This window comes from Microbacterium sp. WHRI 7836, from assembly GCF_040223885.2.
GTDB classification, from domain to species: domain Bacteria; phylum Actinomycetota; class Actinomycetes; order Actinomycetales; family Microbacteriaceae; genus Microbacterium; species Microbacterium oxydans.
Map to the genome: position 1 here is coordinate 1,810,696 of NZ_CP168171.1, position 18,247 is coordinate 1,828,942.

The window sequence follows — 18,247 nt, forward strand, 5'->3', positions numbered from 1 at the left end:
TCCTGATGCCTGCGGAGAGCCGGCGCATCGCGCGCGTGCTCCTCGATTCCCCTCTTCCGCAACTCGATCGGCTCTTCGACTACGCCCTTCCCCCTGAGCTGGGGGATGTGCCCCTGGGAGTTCGCGTTCGCGTGCCCCTGCGTACCGCCGGACGCGTGATCGACGGCTACGTCGTCGACATCGACGCGGAGGACGATGCCGACCGGGCGCTCTCGGAGGTCGAGAGCGTCGTGTCTCCGGTGCCCGTGCTTCCCACGCGTCTGCACGCCCTCGCTCGTCGCGTCGCCGACCGGGCAGCGGGCTCGGCCTCCGACGTGTTGCGCCTGGTGATCCCCAAACGTCAGGTGCGTGTCGAGAAGGCGTGGACGGCCGATACGCCCGCCGAGGTCCCCGACGCCGATGCTCTGGCCGTGGCGGAGAGCACAGTCGATCTGTACGAGGGGCTCGGCGCCGTTCTCGACTCCGGTGGTCGCGCCGCGGTCGAGGCGATTCCCCAGCTCGTCGACGGCGTGCAGGGCTGGGCCCGTCTGCTTGCGGCATCGGCAGCGCGGATGCTCGCCGCGGGGCGATCATCGATCATCGTCGTCCCGGACAGTCGCGATCTCGACCGACTCCTCGCGGCTCTGGAGGCGCTCGTCCCCGCCGCCGCAGTGGTCCGTCACGACTCCCGGCAGACCAACCCCGACCGTTATCGTGGCTTCCTCCGCACGCTCGAAGACGCCCCGTGCATCGTGGTGGGCAACCGCTCGGCCGTGTACTCACCCGTCGTCGCAGGCCTGGTCGCGATCTGGGACGACGGCGACCCGCTTCTCGGGGAACCGCTGGCCCCGTATGTGAATGCACGGGACGCGGCACTGCTGCGTCAAGAGCTGGAGGGGTCGGCGCTGCTCTTCGCCGGCCACACGCGCACGACGGATGTCGAACGGCTGGTCGTCCTCGGCTGGCTGCAGGACGTCAGAGCAGCACGTCGAGTGCTGCCGCGAGTCGTCCTCAGCACACCCCAGGAGATGGAGCAGCCGACGGCTCAGCGGATGCCGTCGTCCGCGTTCCTCGCCGCACGCACCGCGGCGGCGGAGGGCCCGGTGCTCGTGCAGGTGTCGCGCCCCGGATTCTCTCCCTCACTGGTGTGCGCGGACTGTCGAGCGCCCGCCCGGTGCGCCCACTGCGGCGGTCCACTCGGTGCGAAGCATCGCGGTGCCGTGCCGGTGTGCGGATGGTGCGGACGCGGTGCCAGTGCCTGGACGTGTCCTGCCTGCTCGTCGACGAAGCTCCGCCTGGCTTCGTCCGGCAGCGAGCGCACGGCCGACGAGCTGGGGCGCGCGTTCCCCGGTGTGCGGGTGATCGTCGCGGACGGCGCTCATCCGGTGGAGCGGGTTCCGGCGAAGCCCGCACTGGTCGTCGCGACCCGTGGTGCCGAGCCGATCGCCGACGGGGGATACCGTGCCGTCGTGCTGCTCGACGGGCCGAGGATGCTCCAGGCCCCCGACCTGCGGGTCGCCGAGTCCTGTCTGCGGTGGTGGTCGAACGCGGCCGCGCTGGCGGCTCCCGGCGCGCCCGTGCATCTCGTGGGCGTCAACGGGGCGGCTGCGAAGGCGCTGGCCACCTGGAACCAGGCCGGCCATGCCCGATCGGAGCTGGAGAGCAGAGCACCTCTGCACATGCCTCCGACGACGCGCGTGGCGCTCGTGCAGGGATCGGTCCCCGCCGTCGCCGATGCCCTCGCCGCACTCAGCGATCTCGCCCTGCCCTCGGACGCGGTGCTCGGGCCCGTCCCGGTCGAGACCGACGACGTGCCCCCACGGGTGCGTGCGCTCGTGCGCTTCGACTACGGTGCCGGAGCGCGGGTGGCGACGGCCCTGCGCGCGGCGGTCGTCGCCGAAGCCGTGAGCGGTCGTCGCCGAAAGGGGCGCGCCACCAAGAGCACCCTCTCCGTCCGCCTCGATATCCTCGAACCAGAGCTCTGACCCTTCCGGAGAACATTCATGCGCCTCGTCTTCGCCGGCACACCGGCCGCCGCAGTCCCCAGCCTCCAGCGACTCGCGGAGTCCCACGACATCGCTGCGGTCGTCACACGTCCCGACGCCCCGCTGGGGCGTCGTCGCACCCTGACCCCGTCTCCGGTGGCGCAATCGGCTGTCGGACTGGGTCTTCCCGTGATCAAGACGGCGCGCCTGGACGACGCGGCGACAGCGGAGATCTCTGCGCTCGAGGCGGACCTCGGGGTGATCGTGGCGTACGGCGGGCTCGTGCGCGAGCCGCTGCTGTCGGCGCCCCGCGCGGGGTGGATCAATCTGCACTTCTCGCTGCTGCCGGCCTGGCGCGGAGCCGCTCCTGTCCAGCGTGCGCTGATCGCGGGGGATCAGGTGCTCGGTGCGAGCGTCTTCCAGCTGGTCGCGGAACTCGATGCCGGCGATGTCTTCGCCATGCGCGAGGTCGATGTCCCCGCTGCAGCCACCGCAGGGGAGGCACTCGAGCTCCTCGCCGCCGACGGCGCGCAGCTCCTCGCCGAGGTGGTCTCCGCGATCGCCGAGGGTACGGCGTCGTCGATACCGCAGCAGGGAGAGCCCACCTTCGCGGCCAAGCTCACGCTCGCGGACGGATTGCTCGATTGGAGTCGGCCGCTCGACACCGTGTTCGCTCATTTCCGCGGTGTGACCCCGGAACCGGGTGCGCACACCACGGTCGCAGGTCAACCCCTCAAGGTGCTCGAAGCCACGCCGGCCCCGGATGCCGATCCCCTCGCGCCGGGGCGGCTCCGCGGCACCAAGACGGCTCTCCACATCGGCACCGGTACCGGTGCACTCGCGGTGACCAGGGTCCAGCCGGCAGGCAAGGGCGCGATGAACGCTGTCGACTGGTGGCGCGGTCTGCGTGGAGGCGACGGAATGGTGGCCGGTTCATGAGCGAAGAACGACGGAACCGTAGGACGGCACCGAAGAACGCCGGTCCGCGTGGCGCGCAGCGATCGGGAGACGTGCATCGCGGGGGGCAGCGCGGTCCCGCCCGCACCGTGCAGCCCGCGAGACGAGTCGCGTACGGCGTGCTGCGTGCGGTCTCCGAGACCGATGCCTATGCGAACCTCGTGCTGCCCTCCGCGATCGCCGAAGCGCAACTCAGCCCCCAGGACGCTGCTCTCGCGACCGAGCTGACGTACGGCACGCTGCGCCGGCTCGGCACCTACGACGCGATCATCGCCGCGGCGGCGGATCGTTCTCCCGACAGCATCGATCCCGCCGTCCTCGACGCTCTGCGCCTCGCCGTGCATCAGCTGCTGGCGACGCGGGTGGCTCCGCACGCCGCGGTGAACGAGTCGGTGAACCTGGTCGCGACGGAGTCAGGGCGTGGAGCATCGAGCTTCGCGAACGCCGTGCTCCGTCGCATCGCCCGGGAATCAGGCGACGAGTGGCAGGAACGCATCGAGAGCAGCGCACGCTCCGACGACGAACGACTCGCCCTGCGTTCCGCGCACCCGGTGTGGGTGATCCGCGCTCTGCGTCGTGCTCTGATCGCCGAGGGGCGTAGCGAGGAGCTGGAGGCGCTTCTCGAGGCCGACAACGCCTCACCCGATGTCACGCTCGTCGCGCTCCCCGGGCTCGCCGAGCCGGGGGAGCCTCGTCTGCCGTACGCGCCCACGGCCTTCGCCTCGGCCGGCGGCGACCCCCGGCATGCCGTCGAGGCGTCCAGTGGGACCGTGCGCGTGCAGGACGAGGGATCCCAGCTCGTGGCACTGGCCTTGGCCGGCGCCGCGCCCATCACCGCCGGTGAGCGCTGGCTCGACCTGTGCGCGGGGCCAGGTGGCAAGACGGCGCTCCTCGCTGCTGTCGCCCGTGAGCATGACGTCACTCTGGAGGCGAACGAGGTCGTCCCGGTGAGGGCCCGATTGGTGCGCAAGGCATTGCGGGCCGTCCCCGGCGAGATCGAGGTGCACGAGCAGGACGGGCGGACTCTGGCCGCATCCCGGCCGGGGGAGTTCGACCGCATCCTCGTCGATGCCCCCTGCACGGGTCTGGGGGCGCTGCGGCGGCGCCCTGAAGCGAGGTGGCGGAAGTCCCCGGCCGACGTCGCCGAGCTCGTGCCGCTCCAGGTCGAGCTGCTCTCTGCCGCGCTCGATGCCCTCGCCCCTGGCGGGATCGTCGCGTATGTCACGTGCTCTCCTCATCTCGCGGAGACCACGGGCGTGGTGAAGGAGGTGCTCCGCGACCGTGCAGATGTGCGCGAGCTCGATGCGCGGGCCGTCATCGCGGATGTCGCCATGGCCCCGATCGATCTCGCGGAGGACGGCAGGGTCGGTTCCGGCAGCGCACAGCTCTGGCCGCACCGTCACGGGACGGATGCGATGTTCCTCGCGCTCCTGCAGCGCTCATCGATCGACGACACCTCATCCGGGAAGGAAGACTAGGACTGTGGAACTCCCTCGCGCCCCGCGCATAAACCCGAGTATCCTCGCCGCCGACTTCGTGAACATGCAGGCGGATCTCGCCAAGATCGCGACCGCCGACTTCGCGCACGTCGACGTGATGGACAACCACTTCGTGCCCAACCTGACGTTCGGGCCGCAGATGGTGGAACGCATCCAGGCCACCAGCCCGATCCCGCTCGACGTGCACCTGATGATCACGGACCCCGAGCGGTGGGCGCCCGAGTATGCCGAGATCGGCGCCGCGAGCGTGACTTTCCACCTCGAGGCCGCCGATGAGCCCGTCGCTCTCGCCCGTCGTCTTCGTGATATCGGTTCTCGAGCCGGGGTCGCGGTGAAGCCGGCGACACCTGTTGAATCGCTCTTCGAGGTCCTCGACGAGTTCGACCAGATCCTCGTGATGACCGTGGAGCCCGGCTTCGGCGGGCAGAGCTTCATGCCGGAGACGATGCCGAAGCTGCGCGCTCTCGCGGAAGAAGCCCGTCGGCGCGGCTCCCGTGTCTGGCTCCAGGTCGACGGCGGCATCTCGGACCGCACGATCGAGATCGCCTCCTCCGCGGGCGCCGATACATTCGTCGCGGGCTCGGCCGTCTACGGGGCTGACGACATCGAGGCGGCCGTCACCCGGCTGAGAGACCTCGCCCGAGCCGCTAGCCTGGAAGCGTGAAGACTTTCGACGAGCTGTTCGCCGAGCTCAGCGTCAAGGCCGAGACCCGCCCTGCCGGATCGGGCACCGTCGCCGAGCTCGACGGCGGCGTGCACACGATCGGCAAGAAGATCGTGGAAGAGGCCGCCGAGGTGTGGATGGCGTCGGAGTACGAGTCCGACGAGGCCGCCGCCGAGGAGATCTCCCAGCTGCTGTACCACGTCCAGGTGATGATGCTCGCGAAGGGGCTCAGCCTGCAGGACGTCTATCGACATCTGTGATGCGCTCCGTTCCGATCCCCTCGAACTGAAAGCCATCCATGCTGCGCATCGCTGTTCCCAACAAGGGCTCGCTCTCCGAGACCGCCGCCGACATGCTCGCCGAGGCGGGCTACGCCGGCCGTCGAGACCCCAAGACCCTGCACGTCATCGACGCCGACAACGACGTCGAGTTCTTCTTCCTCCGTCCCAAGGACATCGCCACCTATGTCGGCTCCGGCGCGATCGACGTCGGCATCACCGGTCGTGACCTGCTGCTCGATGCACGCATGCCCGGTGCGCGCGAGATCGAAGCTCTCGGCTTCGCCGGCTCGACTTTCCGCTTCGCCGCGCCGACCGGACGCTACACCGATGTGAGCGAGCTCGACGGGCTCCGCATCGCGACGTCGTACCCCGGCCTCGTTGACGCGTTCCTCGACGAGCGTGACATCGCCGTCGACCTGGTGCCCCTCGACGGCGCCGTGGAGTCCGCGGTCCGCCTCGGGGTCGCCGACGCCGTCGCCGATGTCGTCGAGACCGGCACGACGCTGCGTCAGGCCGGGCTCGAGGTGTTCGGCCCCGTCATCCTGGAGTCGGAAGCGGTGCTCATCGCCGGACCCGTCGACGCCGAGGGCGCGGACACGCTGCTTCGCCGCCTGCGCGGTGTGATGGTCGCTCGACGCTTCGTCATGATCGATTACGACCTTCCGGTCGCCCTCCTCGATGACGCCGTGAAGATCGCCGGGGGCGTGGAGTCGCCGACGGTCTCGCCGCTGCGTGACCCCGAGTGGGTGGCCGTGCGCGTCATGGTGGCTCGTTCCCGGGTCAACCCCGTGATGGACGCTCTCTACGCGCTGGGTGCACGGGCCATCCTCGTCACCGCGATCCACAACGCGAGGCTCTGATGACGCTCGCGAGCCGTGTCATCCCGTGTCTCGACGTCGCCGATGGGCGCGTCGTCAAAGGGGTGAACTTCGAGAACCTGCGGGACATGGGCGACCCCGTCGAGCTCGCCAGGCACTACGCGGCGCAGGGTGCGGACGAGATCACCTTCCTCGATGTCACCGCGACGGTCGACGCCCGCGCCACGACGTATGACGTCGTGCAGCGGACGGCGGAGCAGGTGTTCGTGCCGCTCACCGTCGGCGGGGGAGTGCGCAGCGTCGACGACGTGGCGCGCCTGCTGTCGGTCGGCGCGGACAAGGTCGGCGTGAACTCGGCGGCCATCGCGCGCCCGGAGCTCATCGGCGAGATCGCCGACCGCTTCGGTGCGCAGGTGCTCGTGCTCTCGCTCGACGTGAAGCGCGCGCCCACGACCCACTCGGGCTTCGTCGTCACCACGCACGGCGGCCGCACGCAGACCACTCTCGATGCCCTCGACTGGGCGCGGGAGGCGGCGGAGCGCGGAGCGGGCGAGCTTCTCGTCAACTCGATCGATGCGGACGGCACCAGAGACGGCTTCGACCTGGAGCTCGTGCGCCTGATGCGGGAGGCGGCGTCCGTGCCCGTCATCGCGTCGGGCGGTGCCGGAAAGGCATCGGACTTCGCGCCCGCCATCAAAGCCGGTGGCGACGCCGTGCTCGCGGCCAGTGTGTTCCACACCGGCGCGCTCACGGTCGGCGACGTCAAGGACGCGCTTCGCGCGGAGGGGGTTCTCGTCCGATGAGCGACGCGGAAGCACAGACGGCATCCGTCGACGAGCGCATCGCGCAGGTCGCCTTCAACGCCGACGGGCTCGCGCCGGTCATCGTGCAGCAGTGGGACACGCGCGAGGTGCTGATGCTCGCCTGGGTCGACGCCGAGGCGCTGCGACGCACCCTGACCTCCGGACGGGCGACCTACTGGTCCCGGTCCCGCCGGGAGTACTGGCGCAAGGGCGACACGTCCGGACACATCCAGGTCGTGCACGAGGCGCGTCTGGACTGCGACGGCGATGCGATCCTGCTCCTCGTGGCCCAGACCGGCCCCGCCTGCCACACCGGCACGCGCACCTGCTTCGACACGAACGACCTCGAGGCCGTCACCGGAACGGATCGCTCATGAGCCTCGCGAAACGCGGTCGCGCGCTGTCCGTCTCCGGCTTCCTTCTCGCCGGGGCGATCGGCATCATCTCGTCGACTCAGACCTGGCTGACCGTGGAGCGCGCCGACGCGGGCGAGGCGATCCTGGTCCCCGGGGCGTCCGCCCTGGTGCTTCTCGCCCCGCTCAGCCTGGCTGTGCTCGCTCTCGGCGCCGCGCTGTCGATCGCGGGCAAGCCGGTGCGCCTCGTGTTCGGCGTGCTCGCGGCGGCGACAGCCGTGTTCCTCGGTTGGTCGACTCTCCAGCTGCTGCTCTCCGAACCCTTCGACGCCGTCGGGGCCACCGTGACCGAGGTGACCGGATTGGCGGGAGGTATGGCGGTCCATGAGGTGGTCGCGAGCATCGTGCCTTCGGCCTGGCCGTACATCGCGCTCGTGGGCTGGGCGATCCTGCTGGCGGCCTCGGTCGTGGTCCTCACGACGTGGCGCGGGTGGAAGGCCGGTGGACGCCGATACCGCACCGACCGCGTCGATGTCCCGCACGACGGGCCCGTCGATGCCGTCGATTCCTGGGACGAGCTGTCCCGGGGAACCGATCCGACACGCTGACCCCGATAGACTGAATCCGAACCGCACGTCGTCCCCCGGAGGAGAACATGACCAACCCGATCGCCGATCCCGGCCACGGACACTCGCCTGCCGCTTGGACCGCTGTGGTCATCATGCTGGTCGGCTTCGCCGCCGCCACGGTCGCGTTCTGCTTCGAGCAGCCCGTCCTCGTCATCGCCTCGGTGGCCCTCGTCCCGATCGGCGCGATCGTCGGCTGGGCGCTGGCAAAGGCCGGTTACGGCGTGAAGGGTCCGAAGTACGCTCCGAAGGCGCACTAATGGTGCTCGCCGACCTGACGGCCGGCGCTGTCGCAGACGCCGAGCGTCGCGCCCTGTCGCGACCGCTGGCCGCCCTCGAGCGAGACGCTCTCGCCCGTCCCGCAGCGAAGGACGCACTCTCGTTCCTCGCCCCTGCGGATCGCGTGAAGATCATCGCCGAGGTCAAGCGTGCGAGTCCCTCGAGAGGCGCACTCGCCGACATCCCCGACCCGGCTCTTCAGGCATCGCTGTATGAGACGGGCGGTGCGTCCGCGATCAGCGTGCTCACGGAGGAGCGTCGTTTCGGTGGCAGCCTCGCCGACCTCGAGGCGGTCACGGCGCGGGTCTCGCTCCCCGTGCTGCGCAAGGACTTCATCGCGTCCCGCTACCAGGTGCTCGAGGCGCGTGCAGCCGGCGCCGATCTCGTGCTGCTCATCGTCGCCGGCCTCGAGCCCGACGTGCTGCGTGATCTCTTCGGCTTCATCGGCGAGCTGGGCATGACGCCGCTCGTCGAGACGCATTCCGCTGACGAGCTCGAAGCCGCGGTCGACCTCGGCGCCCCCCTGATCGGCGTCAACGCGCGGGACCTGAAGACCCTCGAACTCGATCGTGACCTGTTCGGGCGCCTGGTCGAGCGCATCCCCGACACGGCGGTCAAGATCGCGGAGTCGGCGGTGCTCACTCCCGCTGACGTCGTGCACTACCGTTCCGCGGGTGCCGACGTCGTGCTGATCGGCGAGGCGCTCGTGACCGGCGACCCCGTCGCCACCCTCAAGAGTTTCCTGGAGGCATGATGAGCCTGCGCGACCAGCACGGCCCCTTCTTCGGCGAGTTCGGCGGGCGGTACATGCCCGAGTCGCTCATCGCGGCGATCGATGAGCTCACGGTGGCCTACGAGGCCGCGATCGTCGACCCGTCGTTCCGCGACGAGCTCGCGCATCTGCTCAGCTCCTATGCCGGGCGCCCCTCCGCGATCACCGAGGTCCCGAGATTCGCCGAACATGCCGGCGGTGCGCGCATCTTCCTCAAGCGCGAAGACCTCAACCACACCGGGTCCCACAAGATCAACAACGTGCTCGGCCAGGCTCTGCTCACCAAGCGTCTCGGCAAGACCCGCGTGATCGCGGAGACCGGTGCCGGACAGCACGGCGTGGCGACGGCGACGGCGGCAGCGCTGTTCGGTCTGGACTGCACCATCTACATGGGCGAGGTCGACACCGAACGGCAGGCGCTCAACGTGGCTCGCATGCGCCTCCTCGGCGCCGAGGTGGTCCCGGTGACCTCCGGCTCGCGCACGCTCAAGGACGCGATCAACGACGCCTATCGCGACTGGGTCGCTTCGGTGGAGACCACCAACTACATCTTCGGCACGGCGGCGGGTCCGCACCCGTTCCCGGCGATGGTCCGCGACTTCCAGAAGATCATCGGCGAAGAGGCCCGCGCGCAGCTGCTCGACGAAGTGGGACGGCTTCCCGATGCGGTGATGGCGTGCGTCGGCGGCGGCTCCAATGCGATCGGCATGTTCGACGCGTTCCTCGACGACGAGGGTGTCCGACTCTATGGGGTCGAGGCCGCCGGCGACGGCGTCGACACCGAGAAGCACGCGGCATCGATCGAGCGCGGCCGCCCTGGCGTGCTCCACGGTGCGAAGACCTACGTCCTCCAGGATGCCGACGGCCAGACGATCGAGTCCCACTCCATCTCGGCCGGTCTCGACTACCCCGGTGTCGGCCCCGAGCACTCCTGGCTCGCCGACATCGGTCGCGCCGAGTACATCCCGGCGACCGACGACGAGGCGATGCAGGCGTTGCGTCTGCTCAGCCGGACCGAGGGGATCATCCCCGCCATCGAATCGGCACACGCCCTCGCCGGGGCACTGCGCATCGGTCGCGAGCTCGGTCCCGACGGCTTGATCGCCGTCTGCCTGTCCGGTCGCGGCGACAAGGACATGGACACCGCGGCCCGCTACTTCCAGCTCTACGACGAGGCCGCGCTGGCCCACGACGTCGAGCAGGAGAGCGAAGAGGAAGAACGCATCGCGAAGGGGGAACCGCAGCTGTGAGCCGCGTCGAACAAGCCATCCAGCGTGCGCAGGACGCCGGCCGCAGCGCCTTCGTCGGGTACCTGCCCGTCGGCTTCCCCGATCTCGAGACGAGCATCCAGGCAGCCATCGCCCTGGCCGAGAACGGCGTCGACATCATCGAGCTGGGACCGCCGTACAGCGACCCGGTGATGGACGGCGCGATCATCCAGGAGGCGACCACCAAGGCTCTGGCTGCGGGTTTCCGGATGGCCGACCTCTTCACGGCGATCCGCGCCATCACGGCGGCCACCGATGTCCCCGTGCTCGTGATGACCTACTGGAACCCTGTTCTGCAGTACGGCATCGATCGCTACGCGGATGACCTGCTCGCCGCGGGCGGTGCCGGGCTCATCACGCCGGACATCACGCCGGACGCGGCAGGGGAGTGGATCGCAGCCAGCGAGCGGACCGGCCTCGACCGGGTGTTCCTGGCGGCGCCGACCTCCTCCGATGAACGACTCGACCTGGTGGTGAAGTCCTCCACGGGGTTCGTGTACACGGTCTCGACGATGGGCATCACGGGGGAGCGCGCCGAACTCGACCGCGCTGCCCGCACCCTCGTCGGGCGCCTGCGGGCGCACGGAGCTCACCGCGCCTGCGTCGGAATCGGCATCTCCACCGCCGAGCAGATCGCCGGAGTCTCCGAGTACGCCGACGGCGCCATCGTCGGCACAGCGCTCGTCCGCGCTCTGCGTGACGGCGGAGTACCGGCCCTCGCAGAAGTCACCCGAAACCTGGCCTCCGGCACTTCGTCGGCACGCCCCGATCACGAGAACTAGAATCGCACTCATGTCACTCGCGCTCCACAGCACCTTCACGAACGTGCTCGCCAGCATCCCGAGCCCCACGGTCTCGTATTTCGACCTCGGGCCGATCCGGATCCACTTCTACGCGCTGTGCATCATCGCCGGCATCATCGCCGCGACGTTCCTGACCAACCACCGCCTCACCAAGCGTGGAGCGGAGCCGTGGGTCGTGATCGACATCTCGATCCTTGCCGTGCCGCTGGCGATCATCGGCGCGCGCATCTTCCACGTGCTCACCCACCCGAACGACTACTTCGGCGAGGGTATCAACACCTGGAACCCGTTCCAGCCAGGCTCCGTCTGGGCCATCTGGGAGGGCGGCATCGCGATCTTCGGCGCGCTCATCGGCGGTGCCATCGGCGCGTACCTCGGGTGCCGCTGGACAGGCATCCGCTTCTGGACGTTCGCCGACGCGCTGGCACCCGGTCTGCTGCTGGCACAGGCCATGGGTCGCTTCGGCAACTGGTTCAACAACGAACTCTTCGGGCTTCCCACCGATCTGCCCTGGGGTCTGGAGATCCCGTCCACCAACTCGGCCTTCCCCCCGGGACTTCCCGAGGGCACGCTGTTCCATCCCACCTTCCTGTACGAGGTGATCTGGAACGGTCTCGGCGTCATCGTCCTGCTGTGGCTCGGTCGCAAGCTCTTCTTCCAGTGGGGTCGCCTCTTCGCGATCTACCTGATCTGGTACAGCGCCGGTCGCATCCTCTGGGAGTCGATCCGCATCGATCCGAGCGAGATCATCCTGGGCCTGCGCAGCAACGTCCTCGCGGCCATCATCGGCGTGCTCATCGGTGTCGCGATCCTCATCGTGCAGACGCGTCGTCACCCCGGACTGGAGCCGTCGCCGTACCAGCCCGGTCGCGAACGGACCGACCCGGACGCTGTTGTACAATCGCAGGACAATACCTCTGACTTCGTAGACGTGAGCGAGCCTCCGGCCGAAGAAGTCACCGCAGGAGCCACCGCCACAAGCACTGCTCCCACGAGCGAGGGCGGCTCTCGATAACGCCGCCTCGTAGCGGGAGAACCATTGCACTGAACGAGCGGGCCGACGTCGTCCCCGGGTTTCACTCGAAGATCTGAGGACGGTAACTGGTGTACTTCCAGCCCCCTTACGGCGCCTCCGGCGCATACCCCCCGAAGCAGGGCATGTACAACCCGGCGTTCGAGAAGGACGCCTGCGGCCTCGCCATGGTCGCGACCCTGCGCGGCGAAGCCGGGCATGACATCATCGCGTTGGCCCTCGAGGCCCTGCGCAACCTGGAGCACCGCGGAGCCATCGGCTCGGATGCGGGCACCGGGGACGGCGCCGGCATCCTGACGCAGATGCCCGATGCGTTCCTCCGCGCCGTGGTCGGGTTCGAACTGCCGCCGGTAGGGGAGTACGCCGCAGGACTGGCGTTCTTGCCTCGCGATTCCAGCGAGCGCCGCCAGCAGAAGGCCGGCATCGAGAAGATCGCCCGTTCCGAGGGGCTTCGCGTCCTCGGCTGGCGTGAGGTGCCCACGGCCAACGAGAACCTCGGCAAGCTCGCCGATGAGGCGCGTCCCGCGTTCGAGCAGCTCTTCGTCAGCGCGGGCGGAGCGACGCACTCCGATGCGCCCCTCACGGGGATCGCGCTCGACCGCGTCGCCTACCGTCTGCGCAAGCGCGCCGGTCACGAACTCGGTGCCTACTTCGTCTCGCTCTCCGCCCGCACCCTCGGGTACAAGGGCATGGTCACCACCCTGCAGCTCGAGCCGTTCTATCCCGACCTGCAGGACGAGCGCTTCGCCTCGGAGCTCGCCGTGGTGCACTCCCGCTACTCCACGAACACCTTCCCGTCGTGGCCGCTCGCGCAGCCGCTGCGCATGCTCGCCCACAACGGCGAGATCAACACCGTCGGCGGCAACCGCAACTGGATGCGCGCCCGCCAATCGCAGCTGGAATCCGAGCTCCTCGGCGACATCACGCCGCTGCTTCCCATCTGCACCGACGGCGCCAGCGACTCCGCCTCGTTCGACGAGGTGCTCGAGCTGCTCACGCTGACCGGGCGCAGCCTGCCGCACGCGATCATGATGATGGTGCCGGAGGCCTACGAGAAGCAGGCCGACATCTCTCCGGAGCTGCGCTCGTTCTACGAGTACCACTCCAACCAGATGGAGCCGTGGGACGGACCGGCCGCTCTCATCTTCACGGACGGGACCCTCGTCGGCGCGACGCTCGACCGCAACGGACTGCGTCCTGGACGTTGGACGGAGACGACCGACGGACTGGTCGTCATCGGATCCGAGACCGGCGTTCTCCAGTTCGAACCGGAGCGCATCAAGCGTCGCGGCCGCCTGCAGCCGGGCAAGATGTTCCTGGTCGACACGTCGCAGCGTCGGATCATCGAGGACAGCGAGCTCAAGCACGATCTCGCCACGATGCACCCGTGGCAGGAGTGGCTCGACGCCGGCGCCGTGCGTCTTGCCGAGCTTCCCGAGCGTGAGCACATCGTGCACCCGCCGGCGTCGATCACCCGTCGTCAGCGGACCTTCGGCTACACCGAGGAAGAGGTCCGCATCCTCCTCACGCCGATGGGTCAGACCGGTGTCGAGCCGCTCGGCGCGATGGGCTCTGACACGCCGATCGCCGTGCTCAGCAAGCGTCCGCGGTTGCTGTTCGACTACTTCACCCAGCAGTTCGCCCAGGTGACCAACCCGCCGCTCGACTCGATCCGCGAAGAGGTCGTCACGAGCCTCAAGCTGGGCCTCGGGCCGGAGAGCAACCTGCTCACCTGGGGGCCGGAGCACACGCGTACGGTGTCTCTGGACTTCCCGGTGATCGACAACGACGAGCTCGCGAAGATCCGCCACATCGACAAGGCCATGCCCGGTCGATCGAGCGCGACGATCCGCGGCCTCTACCACTTCGACGCCGGCCCTCAGACGCTCGCCGACCGGCTCACCGAGATGTGCGCCGAGGTCGACGAGGCCATCGAGAACGGTGCCGAGTTCATCATCCTGTCGGACCGTGACTCGAACAAGGATCTGACACCGATCCCGTCACTGCTCATGGTCTCGGCGATCCACCACCACCTCATCCGGCGCGAGAACCGCATGAAGGTCGGTCTCATCGTCGAAGCCGGAGACGTCCGCGAAGTGCATCATGTCGCGACCCTGATCGGCTACGGTGCCTCCGCCGTCAACCCGTACCTCGCGATGGAGACGGTAGAGCACCTCGTGCGCACCGGCTACATCACGGGTATCACGACCGAGAAGGCCGTCAAGAACCTGATCTACGCGCTCGGCAAGGGCGTGTTGAAGATCATGTCGAAGATGGGCATCTCCACCGTGTCGTCCTATGCCGGTGCTCAGGTGTTCGAGGCGGTCGGCCTCAGCCAGGAGTTCATCGACGCGTACTTCACGCGTACCGAGTCGAAGCTCGGCGGCATCGGCATCGAGGAGACCTTCGCCGAGAACCAGGCGCGCCACGACTACGCCTATCCGGAGGATGCGGCAGCACGTGCGCACGAGAGGCTCTGGACGGGCGGCGAGTACCAGTGGCGCCGCGACGGCTCTCCGCACCTTTTCAATCCGGAGACGGTGTTCAAGCTGCAGCACTCGACGCGGACGCGACGTTACGACATCTTCCGCGAGTACACGAAGCTCGTCGATGAGCAGGCCGCCGAGCTGAAGACCCTGCGCGGACTGTTCACGCTGCGCACCGGCACTCGCAAGCCCGTGCCGCTGGACGAGGTGGAGCCCGTCTCCGCCATCGTCAAGCGCTTCTCCACGGGGGCGATGAGCTACGGCTCCATCTCCAAGGAGGCGCACGAGACGCTCGCCGTCGCGATGAACAGCATCGGCGCGAAGTCGAACACCGGTGAGGGCGGCGAGGATCCGGACCGCCTGGTCGACCCCGAGCGTCGCAGCTCGATCAAGCAGGTCGCGTCGGGGCGGTTCGGGGTGACGAGCCTGTACCTCACCGAGGCGGACGACATCCAGATCAAGCTCGCCCAGGGTGCCAAGCCCGGCGAGGGAGGCCAGCTGCCGCCGACCAAGGTGTACCCCTGGGTCGCGCGTACCCGTCATGCCACGGCCGGTGTGGGACTGATCTCCCCGCCGCCGCATCACGACATCTACTCGATCGAAGACCTGAAGCAGCTGATCTTCGACCTGAAGAGGGCGAACCCCGAGGCCCGCATCCACACCAAGCTGGTGAGCCAGTCGGGTATCGGCGCGGTGTCGGCCGGTGTCGCGAAGGCGCTGAGCGACGTGATCCTGGTCTCGGGTCACGACGGCGGGACAGGTGCGAGCCCGTTGAACTCGCTGAAGCACGCGGGCACACCGTGGGAGCTCGGCCTCGCGGAGACGCAGCAGACGCTCATGCTCAACGGCATGCGGGATCGCGTCGTGGTGCAGGTCGACGGCCAGCTCAAGACCGGCCGCGACGTCATCATCGGTGCGCTGCTCGGCGCGGAGGAGTTCGGCTTCGCCACCGCTCCGCTCGTCGTCAGCGGCTGCATCATGATGCGCGTCTGCCACCTGGACACATGCCCCGTCGGTGTCGCCACGCAGAATCCGGTTCTGCGCGAGCGGTTCACGGGCAAGCCCGAGTTCGTCGTGAACTTCATGGAGTTCATCGCCGAAGAGGTGCGCGAGCTCCTCGCCGAACTCGGCTACCGCTCGATCGACGAGATCGTCGGCCGTGCCGACCTCATCGAGGTCAACGCCGCGGTCGAGCACTGGAAGGCCGAGGGGCTCGACCTCACTCCGGTGCTGGAAGGCCCGGTGTTCCCGGCTGGCGAACCGCGTCGCAGCGCACGCACCCAGGACCACGAGCTCGAGAAGCACTTCGACGTGAAGCTGATCGACATCGCGAAGGGCGCTCTGCTCAACGGCGAGCCCGTCGTGGTCGAGCTGCCCATCGCCAACACCGAACGTGCGGTCGGAACCATGCTCGGTCATCAGGTGACGTCACGGCACGGAGCAGCCGGTCTGCCGCAGGGCACCATCGACGTGACTCTGCACGGCACCGCCGGTCAGTCGCTCGGGGCGTTCCTGCCGCCGGGTATTGTCCTGCGGCTCGAGGGCGATGCCAACGACTACGTCGGCAAGGGACTCTCGGGCGGCGACATCACGATCCGTCCGCCGCGAGGCTCCAAGATCGCGCCGCACGAGAACGTGATCGCCGGCAACGTGATCGGCTACGGCGCGACATCGGGGACGATGTTCATCTCGGGCGTCGTCGGCGAGCGTTTCCTCGTCCGCAACTCGGGTGCGACCGCCGTGGTCGAGGGCGTGGGCGACCACGCTCTGGAGTACATGACCGGTGGGCTCGCGGTGATCCTCGGCTCGACCGGGCGGAACTTCGGCGCGGGGATGTCCGGGGGAGTGGCCTACGTGCACGCCCTCGACACCAGCAAGGTGAACGCGCAGTCGCTCGGGAGCGGCGAGCTGCTCCTCGAGTCGCTCGACCGCGCGGATCTCGAAGTGCTGCGGAGCCTGCTGGTCGCGCACGTCGAGCGCACCGCGTCGCCGCGGGCCGCGGGTCTTCTCGAGAACTTCGAGGCGGCCGCCGCAGAGTTCGTGAAGGTGCTCCCTCGTGACTTCGCCGCCGTGCGGAGCATGCGCGAGGAGGCGCTGGCCGAGGGGATCGACCCCGACGGCGACATCGTGTGGAACCGCATCCTGGAGGTGACCGGTGGCTGACCCCAAAGGCTTTCTGAAGGTGACCGAGCGGGAGCTTCCCGCGCGTCGTCCCGTTCCCGTGCGCATCATGGACTGGAAAGAGGTCTATGAGCCCGGCGACAAGCAGGTCCTGCGCCGTCAGGCAGGGCGTTGCATGGACTGCGGCGTGCCGTTCTGCCATCAGGGGTGCCCGCTCGGCAACCTGATCCCGGAGTGGAACGACTTGACGTGGCGAGGCGAGGGTCGCGCGGCGATCGAGCGCCTGCACGCGACGAACAACTTCCCGGAGTTCACGGGGCGGCTCTGCCCTGCGCCGTGCGAGAGCTCGTGCGTGCTCGGTATCAACCAGCCGGCTGTGACGATCAAGCAGATCGAGGTCTCGATCATCGACGAGGCCTTCTCGAAGGGCTGGGTCGAGCCGGAGCCGCCGGAGCGGCTGACGGGCAAGACGGTCGCGGTGGTCGGTTCCGGTCCTGCGGGGCTTGCCGCTGCCCAGCAGCTCACCCGCGCCGGGCACACCGTCGCGGTCTTCGAGCGTGACGACCGCATCGGCGGACTGCTGCGCTACGGCATCCCCGACTTCAAGATGGAGAAGACGCAGCTCGAGTCCCGCCTTCGCCAGATGCAGGAGGAGGGCACCCGCTTCCGGGCCGGCGTCGAGATCGGCAAGGACATCTCCTGGCCGGACCTGCGCGCCCGGTACGACGCGGTGGTGATCGCCACAGGCTCCACGGTTCCGCGTGACCTCGCGATCCCCGGCCGCGACCTGGACGGCGTCCATTTCGCCATGGAGTACCTCGTCGAGTCGAACCACGCGGTGGCGGGCGACAAGGTCACGGATCAGATCAGCGCCGAGGGCAAGCACGTCATCGTGATCGGCGGTGGCGACACGGGTGCGGACTGCATCGGAACCGCGCACCGGCAGGGCGCTCTCAGCGTCACCAACCTCGCGATCGGCAAGCAGCCGGGCGACACCCGTCCCGACCACCAGCCGTGGCCGATGATGCCGACCCTGTTCGAAGTCTCCTCCGCTCACGAAGAGGGCGGAGAGCGCGTGTTCCTCGCCTCCACCGTCGAGTTCCTCGGCAACGACGTCGGCGAGGTCCGTGCACTGCGCGTGGCGGAGACGGAGTTCGTCGACGGTCGGCGTGTGCCCAAGAGCGGCACCGAGCGGGAGATCCCGGCCGATCTCATCCTGATCGCCATGGGCTTCACCGGACCGGAGCAGGACGGCTACACCGAGGAGACGCTTCCCCAGGTGACCGATCGGGGTGCGTTCCGGCGCGACTCCTCCTACGAGTCGACGGTGCCGGGAGTGTTCGTCGCCGGCGACGCCGGCCGTGGACAGTCGCTCATCGTGTGGGCCATCGCCGAGGGGCGTGCAGCCGCGGCCAACGTCGACCGGTTCCTGATGGGCACCACCGTGCTCCCGGAGCCGGTGCGTCCGAGCGATGTCGCGATCGGACTCCAGCCCGCGTAGGCTGAGGCCGGCACCGTCG

General features: G+C 69.0%; 16 protein-coding genes. All 16 read left to right on the plus strand.

The features are described 5' to 3' along the window. The first annotated feature begins 5 nt into the window (after nucleotides 1-5). The 16 genes from ABRP18_RS08655 to ABRP18_RS08730 all read left to right on the plus strand — a co-directional run bounded on the left by ABRP18_RS08655 (nucleotide 6) and on the right by ABRP18_RS08730 (nucleotide 18,228). Entirely contained in the window at nucleotides 6-1,964 is a 1,959-nt protein-coding gene (locus tag ABRP18_RS08655; protein WP_046747133.1) for a hypothetical protein, read from the plus strand. An 18-nt stretch (nucleotides 1,965-1,982) separates the two neighbouring features. Continuing rightward, the gene (gene fmt / locus ABRP18_RS08660) at nucleotides 1,983-2,903 is read left to right on the plus strand and encodes a methionyl-tRNA formyltransferase (protein WP_349884496.1); all 921 of its coding nucleotides are present in this window, start codon (nucleotides 1,983-1,985) and stop codon (nucleotides 2,901-2,903) included. Beyond that, on the plus strand, nucleotides 2,900-4,399 hold the full coding sequence (locus ABRP18_RS08665) for a transcription antitermination factor NusB (RefSeq protein ID WP_349884497.1): 1,500 nt from the start codon (nucleotides 2,900-2,902) through the stop codon (nucleotides 4,397-4,399). Before fmt ends, ABRP18_RS08665 begins: the two co-directional genes overlap by 4 nt. Before the next feature lie 4 nt (nucleotides 4,400-4,403). Beyond that, nucleotides 4,404-5,084, plus strand: a complete 681-nt coding sequence (gene rpe, locus ABRP18_RS08670) for a ribulose-phosphate 3-epimerase (protein ID WP_046747131.1) — start codon at nucleotides 4,404-4,406, stop codon at nucleotides 5,082-5,084. Beyond that, complete coding sequence (locus ABRP18_RS08675) at nucleotides 5,081-5,344, plus strand: phosphoribosyl-ATP diphosphatase (protein ID WP_045265324.1); 264 nt, start codon at nucleotides 5,081-5,083, stop codon at nucleotides 5,342-5,344. Before rpe ends, ABRP18_RS08675 begins: the two co-directional genes overlap by 4 nt. A 38-nt stretch (nucleotides 5,345-5,382) precedes the next feature. Then, nucleotides 5,383-6,225 carry an ATP phosphoribosyltransferase gene (hisG, locus tag ABRP18_RS08680; protein ID WP_046747130.1) on the plus strand — a complete coding sequence of 281 codons (843 nt, stop codon included), beginning with the start codon at nucleotides 5,383-5,385 and terminating at the stop codon, nucleotides 6,223-6,225. Continuing rightward, nucleotides 6,225-6,986, plus strand: a complete 762-nt coding sequence (gene hisF, locus ABRP18_RS08685; protein ID WP_349884498.1) for an imidazole glycerol phosphate synthase subunit HisF — start codon at nucleotides 6,225-6,227, stop codon at nucleotides 6,984-6,986. Before hisG ends, hisF begins: the two co-directional genes overlap by 1 nt. Then, nucleotides 6,983-7,363 carry a phosphoribosyl-AMP cyclohydrolase gene (gene hisI, locus ABRP18_RS08690; RefSeq protein WP_349884499.1) on the plus strand — a complete coding sequence of 127 codons (381 nt, stop codon included), beginning with the start codon at nucleotides 6,983-6,985 and terminating at the stop codon, nucleotides 7,361-7,363. Before hisF ends, hisI begins: the two co-directional genes overlap by 4 nt. Continuing rightward, nucleotides 7,360-7,947: a Trp biosynthesis-associated membrane protein gene (locus ABRP18_RS08695; protein ID WP_113681972.1), complete on the plus strand. Its 588-nt coding sequence runs from the start codon at nucleotides 7,360-7,362 to the stop codon at nucleotides 7,945-7,947. Before hisI ends, ABRP18_RS08695 begins: the two co-directional genes overlap by 4 nt. 47 nt (nucleotides 7,948-7,994) lie before the next feature. Continuing rightward, entirely contained in the window at nucleotides 7,995-8,225 is a 231-nt protein-coding gene (locus ABRP18_RS08700) for an HGxxPAAW family protein (protein WP_046747126.1), read from the plus strand. Between the two features lie 2 nt (nucleotides 8,226-8,227). Continuing rightward, nucleotides 8,228-8,998, plus strand: coding sequence for an indole-3-glycerol phosphate synthase TrpC (gene trpC / locus ABRP18_RS08705; protein ID WP_171010952.1), 771 nt, complete (start codon nucleotides 8,228-8,230; stop codon nucleotides 8,996-8,998). Continuing rightward, entirely contained in the window at nucleotides 8,998-10,266 is a 1,269-nt protein-coding gene (trpB, locus tag ABRP18_RS08710; RefSeq protein WP_046747124.1) for a tryptophan synthase subunit beta, read from the plus strand. The genes trpC and trpB overlap by 1 nt, the downstream gene beginning before the upstream one ends. Continuing rightward, nucleotides 10,263-11,066 carry a tryptophan synthase subunit alpha gene (gene trpA, locus ABRP18_RS08715; RefSeq protein ID WP_046747123.1) on the plus strand — a complete coding sequence of 268 codons (804 nt, stop codon included), beginning with the start codon at nucleotides 10,263-10,265 and terminating at the stop codon, nucleotides 11,064-11,066. Before trpB ends, trpA begins: the two co-directional genes overlap by 4 nt. 10 nt (nucleotides 11,067-11,076) lie before the next feature. After that, complete coding sequence (gene lgt / locus ABRP18_RS08720; RefSeq protein WP_113681970.1) at nucleotides 11,077-12,102, plus strand: prolipoprotein diacylglyceryl transferase; 1,026 nt, start codon at nucleotides 11,077-11,079, stop codon at nucleotides 12,100-12,102. Between the two features lie 143 nt (nucleotides 12,103-12,245). Then, a complete protein-coding gene (gene gltB / locus ABRP18_RS08725; protein WP_349885347.1) occupies nucleotides 12,246-16,769 on the plus strand; it encodes a glutamate synthase large subunit in 4,524 nt (1,507 codons plus the stop codon). Continuing rightward, on the plus strand, nucleotides 16,762-18,228 hold the full coding sequence (locus ABRP18_RS08730; protein ID WP_046747120.1) for a glutamate synthase subunit beta: 1,467 nt from the start codon (nucleotides 16,762-16,764) through the stop codon (nucleotides 18,226-18,228). The genes gltB and ABRP18_RS08730 overlap by 8 nt, the downstream gene beginning before the upstream one ends. Nucleotides 18,229-18,247: the final 19 nt, after the last annotated feature.